At 35.7% G+C, this 20726-nt stretch carries 19 protein-coding genes; 9 read left to right on the top strand and 10 right to left on the bottom strand.

Annotated elements, in window-relative coordinates:
* Positions 1-101 precede the first annotated feature (101 nt).
* Positions 102-1493, bottom strand: coding sequence for an amino acid permease (locus tag MHH45_RS12895; protein WP_016113142.1), 1392 nt, complete (start codon positions 1491-1493; stop codon positions 102-104).
* 273 nt (positions 1494-1766) lie between these two features.
* Between MHH45_RS12895 and MHH45_RS12890 the strand changes: the two genes are divergently transcribed.
* Positions 1767-3059: an NCS2 family permease gene (locus MHH45_RS12890; protein ID WP_016113143.1), complete on the top strand. Its 1293-nt coding sequence runs from the start codon at positions 1767-1769 to the stop codon at positions 3057-3059.
* 64 nt (positions 3060-3123) lie between these two features.
* Here the strand turns inward: MHH45_RS12890 and MHH45_RS12885 are convergent.
* Positions 3124-4457 (bottom strand): IS3 family transposase gene (locus MHH45_RS12885; RefSeq protein ID WP_340862339.1). Its coding sequence is split into 2 segments (ribosomal slippage): positions 3124-4070 and positions 4070-4457, totalling 1335 coding nucleotides; the frame shifts between segments, so codons are not numbered across the junction.
* 249 nt (positions 4458-4706) lie between these two features.
* Here MHH45_RS12885 and MHH45_RS12880 point away from each other — a divergent pair.
* The 3 genes from MHH45_RS12880 to MHH45_RS12870 are packed head-to-tail and all read left to right on the top strand — an operon-like array spanning position 4707 to position 5444.
* Positions 4707-4907, top strand: a complete 201-nt coding sequence (locus tag MHH45_RS12880) for a helix-turn-helix transcriptional regulator (RefSeq protein ID WP_016113146.1) — start codon at positions 4707-4709, stop codon at positions 4905-4907.
* Between the two features lie 9 nt (positions 4908-4916).
* Positions 4917-5183: a hypothetical protein gene (locus tag MHH45_RS12875; protein WP_016113147.1), complete on the top strand. Its 267-nt coding sequence runs from the start codon at positions 4917-4919 to the stop codon at positions 5181-5183.
* Between the two features lie 27 nt (positions 5184-5210).
* On the top strand, positions 5211-5444 hold the full coding sequence (locus tag MHH45_RS12870; protein ID WP_016113148.1) for a hypothetical protein: 234 nt from the start codon (positions 5211-5213) through the stop codon (positions 5442-5444).
* A 151-nt stretch (positions 5445-5595) separates the two neighbouring features.
* Here the strand turns inward: MHH45_RS12870 and MHH45_RS12865 are convergent, their stop codons facing one another.
* From MHH45_RS12865 to MHH45_RS12830, 8 genes are all read right to left on the bottom strand, one after another.
* Positions 5596-6033, bottom strand: a complete 438-nt coding sequence (locus tag MHH45_RS12865; protein WP_016113149.1) for a GNAT family N-acetyltransferase — start codon at positions 6031-6033, stop codon at positions 5596-5598.
* Between the two features lie 16 nt (positions 6034-6049).
* On the bottom strand, positions 6050-6283 hold the full coding sequence (locus MHH45_RS12860; RefSeq protein ID WP_080740155.1) for a DUF4022 family protein: 234 nt from the start codon (positions 6281-6283) through the stop codon (positions 6050-6052).
* A gap of 162 nt (positions 6284-6445) precedes the next feature.
* Positions 6446-8275 carry a monovalent cation:proton antiporter family protein gene (locus MHH45_RS12855; RefSeq protein WP_016113150.1) on the bottom strand — a complete coding sequence of 610 codons (1830 nt, stop codon included), beginning with the start codon at positions 8273-8275 and terminating at the stop codon, positions 6446-6448.
* A 222-nt stretch (positions 8276-8497) separates the two neighbouring features.
* A complete protein-coding gene (gene qoxD, locus MHH45_RS12850) occupies positions 8498-8803 on the bottom strand; it encodes a cytochrome aa3 quinol oxidase subunit IV (RefSeq protein WP_003195276.1) in 306 nt (101 codons plus the stop codon).
* A 2-nt stretch (positions 8804-8805) separates the two neighbouring features.
* On the bottom strand, positions 8806-9408 hold the full coding sequence (qoxC, locus tag MHH45_RS12845) for a cytochrome aa3 quinol oxidase subunit III (RefSeq protein WP_003195274.1): 603 nt from the start codon (positions 9406-9408) through the stop codon (positions 8806-8808).
* A gap of 13 nt (positions 9409-9421) precedes the next feature.
* Positions 9422-11356 (bottom strand): cytochrome aa3 quinol oxidase subunit I, encoded by a 1935-nt coding sequence (qoxB, locus tag MHH45_RS12840; protein ID WP_016113151.1) that lies wholly within the window; start codon positions 11354-11356, stop codon positions 9422-9424.
* 33 nt (positions 11357-11389) lie between these two features.
* Complete coding sequence (gene qoxA, locus MHH45_RS12835) at positions 11390-12265, bottom strand: cytochrome aa3 quinol oxidase subunit II (protein WP_016113152.1); 876 nt, start codon at positions 12263-12265, stop codon at positions 11390-11392.
* A gap of 283 nt (positions 12266-12548) precedes the next feature.
* Entirely contained in the window at positions 12549-13967 is a 1419-nt protein-coding gene (locus MHH45_RS12830) for an amino acid permease (protein WP_033671000.1), read from the bottom strand.
* Between the two features lie 438 nt (positions 13968-14405).
* On the opposite strand from MHH45_RS12830, the gene MHH45_RS12825 reads away from it, so the two are divergent.
* The 5 genes from MHH45_RS12825 (at position 14406) to MHH45_RS12805 (ending at position 20431) form a co-directional block, all read left to right on the top strand.
* Positions 14406-15119: a C39 family peptidase gene (locus MHH45_RS12825; protein ID WP_016113154.1), complete on the top strand. Its 714-nt coding sequence runs from the start codon at positions 14406-14408 to the stop codon at positions 15117-15119.
* 122 nt (positions 15120-15241) lie between these two features.
* On the top strand, positions 15242-16423 hold the full coding sequence (locus MHH45_RS12820; protein ID WP_088094574.1) for a M20 family metallopeptidase: 1182 nt from the start codon (positions 15242-15244) through the stop codon (positions 16421-16423).
* A gap of 265 nt (positions 16424-16688) precedes the next feature.
* Positions 16689-18158 (top strand): spore germination protein, encoded by a 1470-nt coding sequence (locus tag MHH45_RS12815; RefSeq protein ID WP_283936167.1) that lies wholly within the window; start codon positions 16689-16691, stop codon positions 18156-18158.
* A 1-nt stretch (position 18159) separates the two neighbouring features.
* Positions 18160-19281, top strand: coding sequence for an endospore germination permease (locus tag MHH45_RS12810; protein WP_088094576.1), 1122 nt, complete (start codon positions 18160-18162; stop codon positions 19279-19281).
* Positions 19265-20431, top strand: coding sequence for a Ger(x)C family spore germination protein (locus tag MHH45_RS12805; RefSeq protein WP_016113158.1), 1167 nt, complete (start codon positions 19265-19267; stop codon positions 20429-20431). The genes MHH45_RS12810 and MHH45_RS12805 overlap by 17 nt, the downstream gene beginning before the upstream one ends.
* Positions 20432-20726: the final 295 nt, after the last annotated feature.

The following is a 20726-nucleotide window of genomic DNA, read 5'->3' as shown; positions in this document are numbered from 1 at the left end:
ATATACAAAAAATTTGTAAAAATAACATGAATTTTGTTGATAAATATTTGTGTGAAAAATAAGAAACCCCCTTCCTCGCTATCGGGAAGGGGGTTTCTTATTTAACTAATTTTTGAATTTGCTACAGCATCTATCTTATGAAATCCTTTTAAGTAATATACAACTACCAATGCAATTAACCAAATTGGACCAACAATTAATGCGATTCGTGTATCTTCTGAATAAGCCATGATTCCTAATACTAATGTAAGGAAACCGAGTGAAAAATAAGAACTTAATGGATACAAAGGCATTTTATACGTTAAATTTTGCTTAGTTTGTGCTGGTAATCCTTTTCGGAAGCGGATTTGGGTAACTAATATGATCCCCCATGTCCAAATTGCGCCGAACGTTGAAATACTAGTAAGCCATGTAAATACTTTTGCAGGAACAAGATAGTTTAAAATAACACCAGCTAGTAGGACGAAAGAAGTTGCTAAAATTCCTTTACTTGGAATCCCATTTTTATTCAAACGGCCGAACTTTTCAGGTGCCTTTTTTTGTTGCGCCAATGTAAATAACATACGTCCCGTACTAAATAGACCACCGTTACAAGAAGAAAGAGCCGCTGTTAAGACGACAAAGTTAATAATTCCTGCTGCTTTTGCTATACCAATTTGTTGGAATGTTAATACAAATGGACTTCCTTTATCGCCAAGTTCATTCCATGGATAAATTGCCATCATAACAAATAAGGCTCCAACGTAGAACAGTAAAATACGCCAAAATACGTTATCAATTGCTTTTGCGAGTGTTTTCTTTGGATTTTGTGCTTCACCAGCTGTGACACCGATGAGCTCGACTCCTAGATAAGCGAATAAAACCATTTGTAAGGAAAGAAGTAACCCAGAAAAACCATTTGGAAACCATCCGCCGTGTGACCAAAGATTTGAAATACCAGTGGCGATACCATCATTTCCAAATCCAAATAAAATAATGCCTGTCCCAATTACAATCATACAGATAATTGTGACAATTTTAATTAAAGCAAACCAAAATTCAAGTTCCCCGAATACTTTTACAGATAAAAAGTTAAATGCACTCATTAATACGAGAGCCATTAATGCCCAAATCCAGCGCGGGATATCTGGGAACCAAAACTCCATATAAATACCAGCGGCAGTGATTTCTGCCATACAAGTAACAACCCATAAAAACCAGTAGTTCCAACCAGTGATATAACCTGCTAACGGTCCTAAATAATCATGTGCATATTTGCTAAAAGAACCAGCAACAGGCTGTTCAATTGCCATTTCCCCAAGAGCGCGCATAATGAAGAAGATAACGAGTCCAGCAATCATATAGGCTAACAGAATAGAAGGGCCAGCTAATTTAATAGCGGAAGCAGATCCTAAAAATAGTCCTACGCCAATAGCGGATCCAAGAGACATCAACGTGATGTGTCGTTGTTTTAGACCGCGGTTTAAATTTCCTGATTTGTTTGTGTGCTGCATAAAAAGCCTCCTTATAGGATGAAAAAGTTTGAATGCGTTTGCATAAAAGTGAAACTATTTTAAATTATAAAACATTTCTTTCTGTTATGCTACAAAAATTGTCGGTGTATGCTGTACTATATCTATATTTGTCAGACCTAAACTTAAAATTCAAACTATTATTGAATACATTGACTCTTCTTTTTATTGATTGGTAAGATTAAGTATTACATTTTCTCGTATAATAATAAGAATGTGTGATAATAATTCATTGTGTAGGAAGGGTACTTAAGCATGTTTCAATTACAAAAGTATAACACTTCTGTGAAGCAAGAGATTTTAGCTGGCATCACAACGTTTTTTACATTTGCGTACATTCTTGTCATCAATCCGAAAATATTATCTGATGCAGGTGTACCTTTTGATCAAGCATTTACGGCAACCATTATTGCGACAGTTGTCGGAACATTATGTATGGCGTTTTTTGCAAATTATCCAATCGTCATTGCTCCAGCCATGGGGATGAATGCATACTTTGCTTATTCTGTTGTACAAAAAGCAGAAGGCATTACATATGTTATTGCGTTTTCAGCAGTATTTGTAACAGGTATTATTTTTCTTTTACTATCTTTCACATCATTTCGTCAAAAGCTTATTGTAGCAATTCCAGATAGTTTAAAACAGGCTATTGCAGGTGGAATTGGGTTATTTATTGCTTTCATTGGTCTTCGTTTATCTGGGATTATCGTTGATCATCCATCTAATTTAGTTACAATTGGAGATTTTCATTCACCAGCTGTTATTTTAACACTAATTGGTTTAGTGTTAGCAGCAGTGTTAATGGCATTACGTGTGAGTGGTGCACTATTTATTAGTATGATTGTGACGGGCATCATTGCCTTTTTTACAGGTCAACTTAAGTTTGAGGATAAAATTGCAGCTATCCCTCACTTACCAAAGGGGATCATTGTTTCAAATCCGATGACTGCGTTATCTGATGTGATTGAATATGGATTATACGGAGTTGTGTTTTCATTTTTACTTGTACTGTTATTTGATACAACCGGTGCCTTGCTTGGTTTAATTAAACAAGCTGGTTTAAGTACAGATAACACTGAAAAACGTTTCGGTAAAGCATTTATTGCTGATGCAATCGGTGGTACAACGGGAGCAGTATTTGGGACAAGTCCGACAGCAGCAACGATTGAATCATCAGCGGGAATTGCGGCAGGTGGTAAAACAGGATTAACAGGTATTGTAGTAATCTGCTTAACGATAGTTACTGCATTTTTCAGTCCTGTTATTGCCTCTTTATCAAGTGTAGCAGCAATTACTGCTCCATCATTAATCATTGTAGGAAGTCTAATGGCACAAAGTATTCGCGATATTAACTGGAATGAAATTGAAGATGCATTACCGGCGTTTTTAATTTTCGTAGGGATTCCATTAACATCTAGTATTGCGAATGGAATTGCACTTGGATTTTTAATCTATCCTATCTTAAAGATTGTGAAAGGGAAAGGGATGGAAGTTCATCCGCTTCTTTATTTCTTTGCGATTTTGTTTGGATGTCATTTATTTTTATAATGAGATAGAAAAAGGTACTCCTCATATAATCTGTACCCTTTGTAAAGGACATTTTTAAAAAAAGTTATGCAACATCAAGAAGATGATTTCTGTATTCAACAGGAGTCATCTTTTTTAAATTCCATTGATATCTATAATGATTGTAATACGTCATGTAGTTCTTAATTTCATTTTTTAATTGTGCAAAAGACTCACAAGGTTTTATATATGCTTCATCTTTAAAATGACCAAAAAATGATTCTTGTGGGGCGTTATCCCAACAGTTTCCTCTTCTTGACATGGATTGTCCTAATCCATATTTCTTGACCAACTTTTGATAAATAGGACTTGTATAGTGAGAGCCTTGATCAGAATGAATAAATGCTCCTTCGGCTAACTTTACCTTTCTATTCTTCTTTAGCTTTACAAGTGTATCTATGGCTAAATCTAACGTAATTCGACTAGAAACGTGGTAAGCCAAAATTTCATTGGTTGATCCATCCTTAATAGTCGATAAATACGCTTTCTTTCCTTTTCCGTAAAATAAATAAGTGATATCGGTAAGTAATACTTTTCCCGGGATGTTTTGTTTGAATTCTCGCTTTAATAAGTTTGGGACCACTCTATGTTCTTGCGTCGCTTTCATCATTTTTTTATAAGGATTCGCTTTCCGAATCTGGCAAACAATCTTGTATTTTTTCATAATTCTTCGTATACGCTTCAAATTGTAAACAATATGAAATTGCCCCTCCAATGTCATTTTTATTTGACGGGCTCCTTTTTGACGTCCTTTAAAATGAAAAGCTTTTAATATGATTCTCTTCACTTTCTCGTCTTTTTTATCCATTTGTTTTCGTTGTTCTCTAGCTTTCAAAGAGAAATAGTTATAATATCCAGAACGTGAAACGCCAGCTATCTTACATAAGTGACTCACCATATTTCTTAGGTTATATTTTACGATAACAGAACGAATCAAGATATATTTTTTACTAGGTAGTAACGTTATTTCCTTTTCATCCTCCCTTCCATAAGTTTGATCTTTTTTAACAGCTCATTTTCAGCTTTTAGTAAGTTCCGTTCAGCTTCTAAACGCGCATACTTTTCCTCTAAAGTAAGTTCTCTCTCTAAAGATCTCCCTAGGTTTTCTTTACGTGTATCACGTAATCCTAATACACCATTTTTTCTATAAGCGGCACACCATCTATCTCTTGCCGACGTAACACGCTTCATTCCGATCATATCTATATCAAAACCATATTTTTCAAAAATGTCTCGTGGTAACTTTCCTTTTCTATTTTCTTCAATAAATATGCGCTTAAAGTCGTCTGTATAAGTAATTCCTTTCTCACTCATAGATTTTACGTATGGATTCTTTGATAGCGTTTGAACCTCTTTTTCTGTAAATAGCTTTTTCGTCATTGTGAAATTTCTCCGATTCTAATTTTTCTCCTATTATACAAGAAATACCCTATAGAATAGACTTTTTTTTAAGTGTCTATTCTATAGGGTACATTTTAATAGGAGTGCCTTTTTTCGTGTATAATAAGGTGAAACTTTTATTCGTAGAAATGGATAATTCGTTATGAAGAGAGAAATTGTATTTCAATAATAATGTAATTTAATAATGGAATATATACGTTACAATTAATAGTGAAGGAGGGGCATAGATTGGCTGTAAGTAAAATAAAGGTCGCTCGTGTTCAGTTAGATTTAACACAACAACAATTAGCAGAAAAAGTAGGAGTTACACGGCAAACGATTAGTTTAATTGAAAAAGGAAAATATAACCCTTCTTTAGATTTGTGTTTAAAAATTTGTTATGCCGTAAATCAAACATTAAATGATTTATTTTGGGAGGATAAGGAGTGAAGGATATCGATGAGGATCGTGAAAGATGAACGCTTAATGATTCAAGGACTAAAACATACTAGAATGGCATTTGTTTTACAAAACCTTGTGATATTATGTATGGTTTTTTACCGTTATGTCATAAAAGGAGTGGGATATGGACTAAAATTGAATGGATCTATTTTTCGGCTGACAAGTATGATTGATCGAAATACGATTGTTTTTGAAAGTGATGAGCAATTAAAAGGGAAAAATTTTAAGTTATTTAGCTTGAATCATTCACCAGAAAGTGGCTAGGATTCATTAAAAGAATTACTCTGTTGCTTGCCAAAAGTAAGTCTTCCAACAGGGATTGGTTATGAAAATGTATTTCGTGTGTTAATTATGAAGTTTATGGACAACTATGATCTAGATATACGTTCGGTAAAGAAATCATGTGTTCATATTGTACACCCAGATGGAAGGATTATTCCATTTGATACGTATAATTTATTTTACCGTGATGAGAAAGAAGAGTATTTAAAAGAGCTACAAGGAGAGAGCGGAATTGTGAAATAAAGAGGATATCCTCTTTATCGAGAGGAAGTGTTTTTGTTGCGACAAAAACAGTAGAATCCCCCACCGCAAGCTGAAGTGCACCTCCAATTGTTAGACTGCGTCTAACAATTGGGGTGCACTTCATTGTAGAGGTAGGTGGGGGTAGTTCAATTCATAATGTTTTATACATTAATTTATGAAGTCCAATCGGATGTATATCGAATATTTCACCATGCTCAAGGAATCCTAATCGTTTGTAGTAATCTGTAACGGTAATACGAGCATTACACCATAATATCTCTGCTTGACGCTCTTTTAAGATTACTTCAGCTTGTTGGATTAATGAGCTACCGGCATGTTGTTTCCGAAAGGTAGGTACTGTAGCCATGCCTCGTAAACGATAGTGATGGTTACCCTGTAAGGAAGGGGGTATTTCATGAGAGAACGAAGCAATGCTAATAAGTTTATCATTTAAGAAGGCACCAAGATGAAAGGAATTTGTTTCGTAATCAGATGGGTATTTACAATCGTCCAACTGTTGAGTTGGGCGTAAAATTTTTTGGCGTAGTTCGTATGTTTCGGAGGCGTCAATACATTTAATTGTAACCATACATAATTCACCTTTCTTATGAAGATTTTTCTATCAGTTGTAAAAAGAAATAGGCCGGCGCGACACAAAGGCCTAATATGCTACAAGTACCAATAATAAGGGAAAGAAAGAGACAAAAGTATTTCGTTCCATTTGGCTTCTTCCACCCATAGCTGCAAATTTCAATGCTAATACCGATGAGAATAATGGCTACAAGTACCTCTGCTAATAATAAAAGAGCTAAAGTTGAAATAGACATAGTGTGATTCATCCTTATAATTTATGATAGTAATATTTTACCATAAGGAAGTAAGAATCTTAAGAAAAAAATTAAAAGTATTATGGTTTAGGGAAACAAGGAGTAATTGTTTTGTGTTATTTTTTACATGCCGATTTAAAAAGTCCCCTCTCAATTTTGAAAGGGGACTTTTTGCTATTCTAATATGCTTTTCATTGTATCAATGTGCTCTTTTGATCCTGTTACAAGAAGTGTATCACCATTTTGTAATTTTGTATCACCATGTGGTATTAATGCTTTGTTACCACGGTAAATTTGGATGATAAGTACGTCACCTAGGAATGGCAAACGACGAAGCGGTAAACCGTTGTATGTATTACTACGTAATTCTACTTCGCGAACCGTTTCATTCGCAGTCGTAATTAAACGAACGAGACTCGGCTTATCAATGAGTGCACGTAATAAAATGCGTGTGGAGTTAATCGTCGAGAATACAGCAATATGCTCTTGCGTTGCTTTTTCCTGTAAAAGAGGATCTTCTACACTTGCAATGACATGCTCAACGCCTAATTCTTTTGCGTGTTCTGCTAATAATAAGTTTTGCTCATCATCACTTGTTGCGACGACAACTCGATCTGCATCGAAGGCTTTTTGTTCTTCTAATAGTTCTATCGTAATTGTATTTAGTTTTACGATTGGGAAGTCATGAGATTTCGCTTCCTCGGCATTTACTTTATTTTGACGCATCATGTATAGTGTTACATCATAATCTTCGCGTTTTAAATCAAGTGATAATGGAAGAGTGATTCGACTTGCACCAATAATAGAAACTCTTGGTTTTGGTGTTGCCACTTTTGGAAACATCTTTTTAAATAATACAGGTGCAAAAATACATGTAATAACTGCGCTCAAGATAAGGGAAGCAGACAGACTCGGACTAATAATATTTAGCTTTTCACCAATTTGTGCTGCGGCAATAACTAAGGAAAGTGTAGATGTTAATAAAATCGCACTTCCTAATACGATATTATGTGGGTACCATTTTCGCAGTACGAGTGATGGTAATAATTTTGAAATAAAGAGTCCAACAATTAAAATTGGAATCATTAACATACTAGAAGGCTCTTTAAAAATAGACCATACTTCTAGATTAACACCAACCATTACAAAGAAAATTGGAATGAAGAAACCATATCCGATGGAATCGAGTTTTTCAACCATATCTTCATTTGGTGATAATAAGGATACGAGTACACCTGCTAAAAAGGCTCCTAAAATATTTTCTGCACCAACAGATTCAGATAATCCGACTAGTATTAAAATAAGCGCAAAAACAGCACGTGTGTCAATTTGTACACTACCAGCTTTTAGGCTTTCCAGGTATGGAATATTTTTAAAGCGTCTTGCAACAAAGTAAATTACAATACCTGCCCCAAATAGAACGAGAAGAAGCCACATACTCTGACCGCTTTCGGAGTTTAATCCAACGAAAACAGCGAGTAAAATCATTGTAACTAAGTCTGCAATAACGGCGACTAACAAAATAATTTGACCGATTGCTGTTTTTCCTAAGTTGTTTTCTTTTAGTGTTGGGACAACAACACCTAAAGAAATCGTTGAGATAATCAATGTCATGAACATCGCGTTATCTACAAATCCAAGCCATACAAATATAAGTGATAGGGCATAGGATAAGATGAAAATAAATAAGAAGATAATGCTTGCTGCTTGGAACGTATTGGGTTCATTCGTCTTATTCTTTTTCCCTTTTTGTTTAAATATAGAAAAATCAATTTCTAAACCGCTTAAGAACATTAAGAAGATAAATCCTAGTGTTGATAAAACTTGTAGCCACATATCTGGCTCGATAATATTAAATCCACTTTTTCCTACAAAAATTCCTGCAATAATTTCGGCAACAACGACAGGAAGTGCTTTTAGTTTAAAGCGTTGTAACAAAAGGGGAATGAAAAACGCGATTGCGACAACAATCATAAGTGATAGGACTGAGGAATGGTGTTCCACTGCGTTCTCTCCCTTCAAATAATATAGTACTCATTTTAGCCATATTATAGGAAGAAAAGCAATGCATGTGAACTCGATTCCATAAAGAAAGAGTTTTCTTAACATTTGTCATAATAAGTATAGGTTTCATGATTATGTTTTAATTTCCGTAATGTGGATGAAAAGGGGAAGGGAAATAAAAAAAGACTGCTGAGATTACCTCAGCAGTCTTTTTCATGTTCATTACATAGAGAAGAAAATCCAAACTGTACCAACAACCGTTACTGCAGCGATGAAAAAGTGGAATACGATTGTGATTGTTTGTATTACTCCTTCGCCTTCTGTCATGTGCATAAACATAACAAATTGCAATGCTGCTTGTGCCACTGCCATTACAAGAATGGCTGTTAAGATTGTTGAAAGTGGCAAGCTTGTATATAACGTTACATATACAGCGAGGAACGTTAATGCAAGCGATAAAATAAATCCGAAAACGTGTGACCATGGAAAACCGCTATGTGCGTTTGCTTGTGTATTGTTTTGTCCCATTATTACGCCACCATCCCATTCAAGTAAACTAGTGTGTAAATGAAGATCCAAACAACATCAAGGAAATGCCAGTATAAGCTGATAATAAATACTTTACGAGCTGTAACTGGTGTTAAACCTCGTTTTAAAATTTGGATAACAACACAAGTTGCCCAAATGATACCAGCTGTTACGTGGGCACCATGCGTTCCAAGAAGAACGAAGAATCCAGATAAGAATCCGCTTGTTTGGATTGTTGCGCCTTCTGCAACATAAGCCATAAACTCTTCAACTTCAAAGAAAAGGAAGCCTGCACCTAAAATTAATGTGAAGATGAACCATCCTAACATCGCTTTTTGGTTGTGCTTACGCATTTCATGAATTGCGATACCGCATGTAAAACTACTTGTTAAAAGTAGGAGCGTTTGAATTAAAAGGGTTTTAAGTTCAAACAGCTGAGCTGGTGTAGGGCCATCAGCCGTACGACCAGCAAGTACTAGATAAGAGGCGAAAAGTGTTGCGAACAGCACGATTTCAGCCCCAAGAAAAATCCAAAACCCTAAAATATTCAATCTGCTTTGTTCGGATTGATATTCTAGAGGTAAGCTTTTATCTAAAGCCGCCATTTCGTTTCACCTCTCATGCAACATGTTCTGTCTTTTTAATTTCATCTACGCTAACGTAATATCCGTCGTTGTAATCAAACGAACGCCAGATCATACAACCTAACATACCAATACCACCGACAATTGCTAACCAGAACCAGCTAAATACTAATGCAAAACCTGCAAGACCAATAAAACAAGACATAATGATTGGAACGCCTGTAGTACTTGGCATATGAATTGGTTTCAACTCTTCAGGTTTTGGTGTAATAGATTCGCCGTTCTTCTTCATTTCCCAGAATACATCGCTAGACTTAATTTCTGGTAATTTTGCGAAGTTGTAATGTTGTACTGGAGATTGTGTTGCCCACTCAAGTGTACGAGCATCCCAAGGATCTCCAGTTACATCGCGCTCACCATGACGAATGCTATAAACTACGTTGTAGCATAATAAGGCGAAGCCAATTGCCATCATTACTGCACCGACAGATGCGATTTGGTTTAACCAACCCCATCCAAGGTCTGCAGAGTAAGTGTACATACGACGAGTCATACCATCTAAACCTAAGAAGTACATTGGGAAGAAACAAATGTTAAATCCACTCATAAAGATCCAGAATGTCCATTTACCAAGGCGTTCATTTAGCATATGACCAGTCATCTTCGGATACCAGAATGTAAATCCAGCAAGCATCGCGAATACTGTACCAGCGATTAATACGTAGTGGAAGTGAGCGATTAGGAAGTAGCTGTTATGGTATTGATAGTCAGCTGCTGCCATCGCAAGCATAACACCCGTAACTCCACCAATTACGAAGTTTGGAATAAATGCCAATGACCAAAGCATTGGAACTGTAAAACGGATACGACCTTTATAAAGCGTAAACAACCAGTTAAAGATTTTAACACCGGTTGGGATCGAAATCGCCATTGTTGAAATCGAGAAGAATGAGTTAACTGCTGGTCCTGCACCCATTGTAAAGAAGTGATGCAGCCATACAAGACCACTTAGAGCTGCGATTGCAACCATTGAATAAACCATTGCGGTATATCCAAATAAGCGTTTACGTGAGAATGTACTTACGATTTCAGAGAAAATACCGAATGCCGGTAAAATAACGATATATACTTCAGGGTGACCCCATACCCAGAACAAGTTCGCCCAAAGCATTGGCATACCGCCGCTTGCCATTGTAAAGAAGTGAGCATCAAATAGACGGTCGAATGTCATTAATGCAAGAGCAACTGTTAATACTGGGAAAGCAAAGATAATGATTACACATGTAATTAAAATAGACCAAGTAAACATTGGCATTTGCATTAACTTCATGCCTGGTGCACGCATTTTTAAGATTGTTACCATGAAGTTAATCCCTGTCATCAGCGTCCCGAGACCTGAAATCTGCAATGCAATTGCATAGAAGTTATTTCCTACTCCAGGTGAGAATTCTGTACCAGCCATTGGGAAGTATGATGTCCACCCAGCATCTGGAGAACCACCGATAACGAAGGCGATGTTAAATAACATAGCACCTACGAAGAATAACCAAAAACTTAATGCATTTAAGAAAGGAAATGCAACGTCACGTGCTCCAATTTGAAGAGGAACAACAACGTTCATAAGTCCCATAACAAACGGCATTGCCATGAAGAGGATCATAACCGTACCGTGTGTTGTAAATATACCATTATAGTGTTCAGCGTTTAAATATGTTGTGTCAGGGAACGTTAACTGGGCACGAATCATTAATCCGTCCATACCGCCGCGGAACATCATTACAATTGCTGAAATGATATACATAACCCCAATTTTCTTATGGTCAACAGAAGTTAACCACTCATCCCAAAGCCATCTCCATTTTTTGTACTTTGTTAGCACAAAAAGGATCGCTAACGTCACAAGAACAATAGATACGTCCGCTCCATAGATAATCGGATCGCCTGTGACAAAAAATTCATCAAGCTTCACTATATTCACTCCAATCTGTCGGAATATTCGTTATTACTTTTTGTTTTTGTAGTAGTTGTAATCACAATATTCAAGTGATTTTGGATCTACGTATTTTAAATGTGTACTAGAGAATGTCATACGCCCTACTACACCAGGTTTAATGATTTCATTGTATTTTTCTTCTGTAAGTGGTTTAGCAGTTTCTTTAACTTCTTTTACCCACTTGTCATACTTTTCTTTTGTTTTTGCTTCAAGCTCAAACTCCATGTCAGTGAATCCTTCACCAGAGAAGTTTGCGCTACGGCCAATGTAAGAACCTGGCTTATCAGCCTGTAGATATAAGTCCATGATCATGCCATCCATTGTGTATTTCATACCACCAAGCTCTGGAATCCAGAAGGCATTCATTGGACCAACAGAAGTTAGCTTAAATTGAATTGGTACACCTGCTGGTACATTTAAATAGTTAACGGTTTCAATATTTTCCTCTGGATAACTGAATAACCATTTCCAGTTGGCAGATGTAACGTAAATTTCAACTGGTTTCATATCTTTTGTTTGCTCTGGCGGCTTTTCCGATGCAAATGTTGCTTTTACTGTTGGGATTGACAATGCAATCACGATGATAACAGGGAAAATAGTCCAGATAACCTCTAAAAGAGTATTACCGTGTATATCAGGTGGCTCATAGTCCATATTTTCCGGTTTTTCACGGTAACGAATCAAGATGACTGTAAACAAGATAAATACAATTGCAATAATCAACGACATGAGTATGAATGACCAAATGATCAAATCATACTGTGCTTTTGCAACAGGCCCCTGCGGATTTAATACTGCAAGTTTTTTATCACAGCCACCGAGGAACAAGAGTAGTGATAGTGGAAGAAGCGAAGCCAACTTCCAAAATTTTTTTTTCAGTTGCACGATTGAAAATCTCCTTTCTCCTTGGATTGAAACTATGCCAATAAAACAATATAAACCTATTAATTTATAGAAGGCAATAGTTTTTGTCATATTGTTAAAAAATAGACACAAATGCACACTTTTTACGGTGAATATCATTTGTAACTTGATAACATTGTAAACTATTTTTTTGATGAAAACATGATTGTAAAAATTTTAAGATAAATAAAGTTATACCAACATATCCAAGAAATAGAAAAAAACTATCTTATCATAGGATAAGATAGTTGAATATTTTATATATTTAGTTTATTTCTTGTGTAATATTTCGTTGCTGTTCAAATGTGACAACTTTTTTATATTTAATTTGATACAAGATGTAGCAAATGATCATAAATGGAATTCCGCAATAAAGTGCGATGCGTTGATCCGGTATAAAAGCTAAACTAACGAATGTAATGAAATTTAAAGAAAAAGCAACAATTGGAACGATTGGATAAAGCGGTGTACGATATTTTAAATCGTTTATATTTCCGCCATTCTTTATAAAATCTCTTCGAAAGAAGAATTGTGAAGCAGCAATTGACATCCAGACGACAACTGCTGCCATCGCGGCAATTGATGTTAGTACTAAAAAGACTGTATCTGCTGCAAATACGCTTGTTAAAAGCGAGAGACTTGCAAAGACTAAGCTGAAAATCAAAGCATTCAGAGGTATTCCCTTTTTTGTTAATTTCGCAAATGCAGGACTTGCCATACCTTGTTTTGACATAGCCCAAAGCATACGTGAATTCGCGTATAATCCTGAATTTGCTACTGATAGTACAGCAGTAATAATGACAAAGTTCATAATGTCAGCCGCATATGGAATACCAACTGTATCAAAAACAAGTACAAATGGACTTTCTACAAGATTAGCCTCCTGCCATGGAAGTAAACCAACAACAACAGCAATTGCTAGTACGAAAAAGAATAAAGTACGCCAAATTGTATTTTTAATTGCTTTTGGAATTGTTTTTTCAGGGTTTTCACTTTCACCTGAAGCAATTCCAATTAGTTCGGTTCCTTGGAAGGAATAATTTACAGTAATCATTGTAAGAAGAACGGCTAAGGCACCATTTGGAAATAATCCACCATTTTCGGTGAAGTTATGAAGCATTGGTGCGGGTTGCCCATTGAAATCTAAGAACCCAAACATAACAGCGCCTCCAAGTATAATGAAGACAACAATTGTTGAGACTTTTACACTGGAAAACCAAAACTCCGTCTCTGCAAATGCTTTTGTTGATAAAGCGTTTACAAGGAAAAGAATTACTGCAAATGTAACACACCAAATCCATGAAGATACGTCTGGAAACCAACGCTTCATTAAAATGCTAACAGTCGTTAGCTCTACCCCAACTGTAACAGCCCAATTTAACCAATACATCCAGCCAACGACAAATCCAAAACCAGGTGAAATAAATTTGCTTGCATAACTTTGGAATGAACCTGCTTCTGGCATGGCAACGGATAATTCGCCAAGACAGAGCATTGTTAAATACATGACGAAACCACCAACTAAAAATGCAAGGATTGCCCCACCAGGTCCGGCATTATGGACGATTTGTCCTGATCCCATGAATAATCCCGTACCGATGACACCTCCGAGCGCAATCATAAAAAGGTGTCTGCTTTTCATTGTACGTTTTAAACTAGTTTGTTCTGTAGTTGTTTGATCCATATTCCCTTCACCCCGTACTTTTCTCTTGTTTGTTTTACTCAATGAATATTGAGCTTGCTTCGTTTCGCTAATCATCAGTGGGGGATAAAAAACATACTGATTGTAGTTTTTCTTTATGTTCCTATACGAATGGATTACGTATATTTTCTGGGTGCTTGAGTAGTAATAAAAAACAACAACGAAATGATTAGTGTTCCTTGATTTTCGTTTTGTGATTGAAAGAAATACATTTTTCTTTAACCACATTAAACATTTTTAATTCTAGCAAAATATTCTGAAAATGTATATTTATTTTTCTTTTTATTACAAAGAATAAGAATTTTAAAACAATTTAATTGAATAATAATTCATATAATCTTTCTAGCAAACTAGGTAGAAGAAAGGTACAATAAAAAGGATAGTGTTTGATGAAAATAATGATGTAATGGAGTTTTGCATATGTTAAAGAAATTTAAATATATATGTATTATAGGGGTTATACTTGTTGGTGCTATTTTTGTAGGGAAAAATAAAATTCTTCAAAAAGTACAAGCGTTACGAGTGAATTTTTTGTTTGATATGAAAGAAACAGCTATGATTGAAAATGTTCCATTTATAAAACAACTTCCGGAATTACAGCGAGGTTGTGAGGTTACGAGTTTAGCGATGTTATTGCAGTATAAAAATGTGCAAGTGGATAAGATGCAACTCGCAAGTGAAATCAATCATGTTTCATTTAAAGAAAATAATCTTCGAGGAAATCCTCATGAAGGATTTGTTGGAAATATTTACACGAAATCTGAACCAGGTTACGGTGTTTATCATGGGCCGATTTTTAAACTTGCAGAAAAATATGTACCTGAAAAAACGATTGATTTAACTGGAAGAGAGATTGAAGATATATATAAAGTCATTAGTTCAGGCTCACCAGTATGGGTAATTGCAAATACAACGTTTCAGCCGCTAGCTGAGGATAGTTTTGAAACCTGGAATACAAATAACGGTGATGTGAAAATTACATATTATGAGCATAGTGCAGTAGTTGTTGGATACGATCAAAACTTTGTATATATGAATGATCCGTTAGCTAACAATCCGAATAAAAAAGTATCACGTTCTGAATTTGAAAAAGCGTGGGAACAAATGGGAAAACAAGCAATTACTATTTTATAAAAATAAAAGCTATCTAATGTCAGGTAGCTTTTATTGTAAGTTAAATATTCAGAATATTATTTATTTTGTTTTTACTTCGAGCTATAATAACGTTTAACTTAGTGAAGAAAGGAAGAGGATAGATGGGTGAAATTGAAGAAATTGTTCTTTCTAAAGAACGATTAATAAAATGGAGAAGGCATTTTCACAGATATCCAGAGTTATCTTTTCAAGAAGAAAAAACATCTCAGTATATATACGACATACTTCAAACAATTCCTCATCTAGAAATTTCAAGGCCGACAAAGTACAGCATTATGGCAAGATTAATTGGTGAACAACCTGGAAAAGTAATTGCAATTCGCGCTGATATGGATGCCCTTCCAATTCAAGAAGAAAATCAATTTGAATTTGTTTCTAACTATCCAGGAGTGATGCATGCTTGTGGGCATGATGGACATATTGCGATGCTTCTTGGTGCTGTATATGCGCTCGTAGAGCAAAGGGAAAAAATTAAAGGGGAAATTCGTTTTCTATTTCAACATGCTGAAGAAAATTTTCCAGGTGGTGCACAAGAAATGGTTGCAGCAGGAGTGATGGAAAATGTTGATTATATTATTGGAGCACATCTTTGGGCTTCTTTAGAAGTGGGTAAAGTTGGTGTAATTTATGGTCCAGCGATGGCAGCACCTGATGTATTTAAAATTACAATAGAAGGAAAAGGTGGGCATGCTGGTATTCCTCATGAGACAGTGGATAGCATTGCCATTGGTACGCAAGTAGTCACGCAGCTTCAACAAATCGTATCCCGTCTTACGAATCCGTTAGATTCCCTCGTTTTATCTGTAACGCAATTTCATGCCGGAACAACACATAATGTAATTCCAGAACAAGCAAAGATTGAAGGAACTATAAGAAGTTTAAAGCATGAATTACGAGAACAAACTGCGCAGCGAATTGAAAAGCTTGTTAAACATATTACGGAATCTTATGGCGCGAATTATACATTTTCATATGAGTACGGCTATCGTCCGGTTGTAAATGATGAACAGGTTACGCAACTTGTTGAACATACGGCATTAGAGCTTTACGGAAGGGAACGAGTAGTAAGGTTACAGGCGACGATGGCCGGAGAGGATTTTTCAGCTTTTTTACAAGAAGCGCCGGGTACATTTTTCTTTATTGGTGCTGGGAATAAAGAGAAGGGGATTCTGTATCCACATCATCATCCTCGTTTTACAATTGATGAAGATGCTTTGCCGATTGGGGTAGAAGTTTTTGTTTCATCTGTTTTGAATTTTATGAGCAAAGGAGATAGTAGATAAAGTGAAACTTTAATCAGTGGGGGTTTTCTCCATCCCCCACTGATTATTAGCCCTCACCAATCGGGCTTTTACGGACAGTTCATCTCCCACCTAACTGCTTTGCTTTCACTGAATTTTGAGGTGGGAGTGTTACTGTCCGTTAATGCGGGATAAATAATTCATATGTAAGAGCTATCTTATAAAAGAGATAGCTCTTTTTGTATATATTTGTTTCTATTGGCGAAATCTAACTACAACTTGTTGAAAAGAAAGTTAGGTGGGAAGTTTGTTCAAGTTAGATGCTAACTTATCTAAAATTACAAAGGAAATTCGAGAAAAGTTAGATTCACCTAATGATCTAACGGTTAGAGAATTTACACTTGCCGGTTGTTCTACACGTTGTGCGGTTGTGTTTTTATGTGGATTAACAGATAAAGATAATATTTATAAGTTTATTATCAGGCCACTTCAATATGAAGAATTACCGAAACAAGCTGCAATCATTCAAACTCTACTGGATCGTTTCCTTTCTATTGCAGAGGTGAATATTGCAAAAACGTTTCCGGATATTATTAATGCCCTTTTAGCTGGAGATACAATTTTACTAATTGATGACATTCCTTCTGCGGTAGTTATAAACAGTCGAGCGTGGGAAAAAAGAAGTTTAGAATCTCCAGTGACAGAGGCTCTAATTCGTGGGCCGAGAATTGGTTTTAATGAGGATATCAACGTAAATAAAATGTTAATTCGTCGTGGCTTACGTGATCCGCAGCTTAGGTTTCAATCTTATATCATGGGGAAGCGTTCGCAAAAAGAAGTAACCTTAGTATATATAGAAGATATTATTAATTCTTATATTATAGAAGAGTTAGATCGGAGACTCCAATCGATAGCAACAGATATTATTTTTGAAACAGGAACAATTGAACAGCTACTTCAAGATAATAATTTATCGCCTTTCCCTCAGTTTTTGGATACAGAAAGACCTGATAATGTAGTCGCTTCGTTGGGGAAAGGAAAAGCTGCCATTTTGGTAGATGGCTCTCCATTTGCTCTGATTGCTCCAATGGTATTTGTTGATATATTTCAATCTGTAGAAGACCATTATGAACGTTGGATAATTGGAACGTTACTAAGGTTTTTACGAATGGGGGCTGGTATTATTGCAGTTTTATTGCCAGCTATGTATGTAGCTCTTGTCTCTTATCATCAAGGGCTGATTCCATCAAAATTGGCTTATTCTATTGCTGGAGCGAGAGAAGGGGTGCCATTTCCAGCTTATATTGAAACGTTTATGATGGCGCTCACGATGGAACTGATAAGAGAGGCCGGTATCAGGCTACCAAAACCGATGGGGCAAACAATCGGAATTGTTGGTGGGCTTGTAATTGGAGAAGCGGCAGTAAGTGCAGGGATTGTAAATCCTTTTTTAGTAATTATCATTGCTGTAACTGCCATTGCTACTTTTTCTCTTCCGGTATATAGCATCACAATTACATTTCGAATTTTATTATTTGTATTCGTTTTAGCTGCTACAGTATTCGGATTATACGGTATTATTTTGGCTTTAATTGCCCTAGGAATTCACCTTACAAATTTAAAGAGTGTGGGGGTACCTTATACTACGCCTATTGCGCCAGCATTCTATAAAGATTGGAAAGAAGAAATTATTCGCTTACCAAAATCAATGCTTAAGGAACGACCAGAATATTTGCAAACGAAGGATGATACATTACGTCCAAAGGAGCGAGAGTAAATTGAGACCGTTTGAGTACGGGGATGAAGAAATTGGAACGCGTGAACTCGCTTTTGCAGTATCTTCAACCATTATTGGTACCGGTGCGTTGTCAATGCCAAGGGTCATTGCTACACAAACTTTGTTTTCTGATGGTTGGATCATTTTATTAGCGGGTGGAATTATATGTGCATTTTTTGCTTGGTTTGTAACAAAAGTTGCGATTTTATTTCCAAAAAAAAATTTTGTTGAATATACAAGTGCTCATTTAACAAAACCAGTTACTTATGTATTTAGTGTTATTTTGATTTTGACATTTGTTGCGTTGACAGCGTATGAGATCAGAACGATTTCTATTATTTCACAAACTTATTTATTTAGTGATACGTCTATACAATGGCTTTCTTTTTTCTTTTTACTTGTTGTGATTTACGGAGTGAGTGGATCAAGAGCTGCATTATTAAGACTGAATGTATTATTTTTGCCGATTGTTCTACTAGCTATAGTGCTCTTGTCTTTATTAAATATAAATTTAATGGAGGTAAATAGCTTATTACCGGTATTTCAAACGAAAGTAAGTAAATATGCAGGAGGAATTAAAGATTCTATTTTCACTTTTATTGGATTTGAAGTTGCTCTTTTTTATTCAATGATGTTAAAGGGGGATATAAAAAAAGCTCCTTTGGCTGTAGCGAAAGGCGTAATGGTAACCGTTATGTCGTATATTTTAATTTATGTGACTTGTATTAGTGTTTTTACGTATATGACAACGAGGGGATTAACGTATCCTACAATTGAACTAGGAAAGGAAATTGAAATTGGAGGAGGATTTTTAGAACGATTCGACGCAATCTTCTTTACGACTTGGATTATTACGGTTTATAACACAACAGCTATGTATTATGACCTTGCTTCTCTATTGTTTTGTGCAATGTTTTCTAAAGTGAATAAACATATTTTTATTTTTATAAGTGCGCCTATTATTTTTTGGATCAATATGGTTCCAGGAGATGTGAGAAAGTTATCGAATTATGGTACATATTTAGCTTGGATAGATATGGGGTGTATCCTATTGGTGCCCTTACTAGTTCTAATTGTATATAAAATAAAAAGAAGGGCTGGTAGAAATGAAACGCCTTCTTAAATTCATATATCTGATTAGTTTGTTATGTTACCTCAGTGCTTGCTCCGAACAACAAGAAATTGAAGAAAGAGGCTTTGTTGTAGGGGCAGCGTACGATCTTGTAAAAGAAAAAAAGTCCAATCCGGTTATGAAGGGAACATACCAAATGGTTTTGCCCCGTACGCTAACACCACAAGGAGCACAAGGGAATGCGGGGAGTAAAAATTATATTAACATTAGTGCGGTAGCAGATGGAGTTTTTGAACAAATTCGTATCGTTGCTAAAAAAATTAGTCGTGCACTATTTTTCCCTCATATACAAGTGCTAATTTTTTCTAACGATTTGTTAGCAAAACCGTATGTGTTAGAAAATACATTGGATGTATATGTTCGTGACCATGAAATGAGACGGAACATTCGTATTTTTGTTTCTGAAAAAAAAGCAGAGGATATATTAAACCAAAGTGCAAAACCTGAGAATTTACCTGCAAAGTATATTGATATGTTAGTTGACCACGCTTCGAAAAATGCACAGATGATAGAAGCGGCTCGGATTGGTGATGTCCAGGGGAAAATTACAGCCAAAAGAAGTTTTGTATTGCCTGTTTTAGGATTGACAAAACAAGGGGTGCAAATGAATGGAGCAGCCTTATTTAGAGGGAAGGATAATAAGCTTGTCGGTAGGTTGAGTGGAGAAAACACACTAGGATTAAATTATATTATTGGAGAGAAGATGGCAGGTTTTTTTACGATTCGTAAAGGGAATCAATTTGTTACATATGAAATTCATAAAATGCGGCGTAAAATTACTACGTCCGTTACAAATGCTACTAAGCCAAAGTTTGTTATTGATTTATCGTTAGAAGGAACTTTGGCGGAACTGCATTTTAGTGATCATGACCAAATTATGGGAGAGAAGAAACTAAAGCAGTATATTGCAAAAGAGATAGAAAAACGTATTCAAAAAACGATAAAAATTGTACAAAAAGATTATAAGGTAGATGTATTAGGATTGGGAGAAGAATATAAACGTCATGATTATAAAAAGTGGAGCAAAATAAAAAAGAATTGGGATCAAGGTAAAAATTATTTTAGTAATTGTGACATCGTAGTTCGGGTGCATCCGACAATTGAGCATTCAGGTTCTTCATTACCAACTCGAGTGGAGTAGAGGTGTTTTATCTTGTTTACCAAATTGAGTATAATATGTACGATATTAATAGCAATTCTCCCATATACAGTATACTTTCTTCATAAGAAAATTATGGAGTATGGTGCACAGCCGTGGCAAAAGAATAAGCAAAAAAGGAAATCTGAATAAATCTCAGATTTCCTTTGATAATCAACGAAGCGTTAATGAGATTCCCTCTATTGATGCCTGGTCTCACTTTATCCCGCATTAACGGAAAGTAATCTACCCACCGCAAAATTCAAATGAAAGCGAGGAAGATAGGTGGTGAATAACT

This window comes from Bacillus sp. FSL K6-0042, assembly GCF_038006685.1.
Taxonomy (GTDB): Bacteria; Bacillota; Bacilli; order Bacillales; family Bacillaceae_G; genus Bacillus_A; species Bacillus_A pseudomycoides.
Note: the sequence above shows the minus strand (reverse complement) of the source record. Positions and strands in the feature narration are given on the sequence as shown.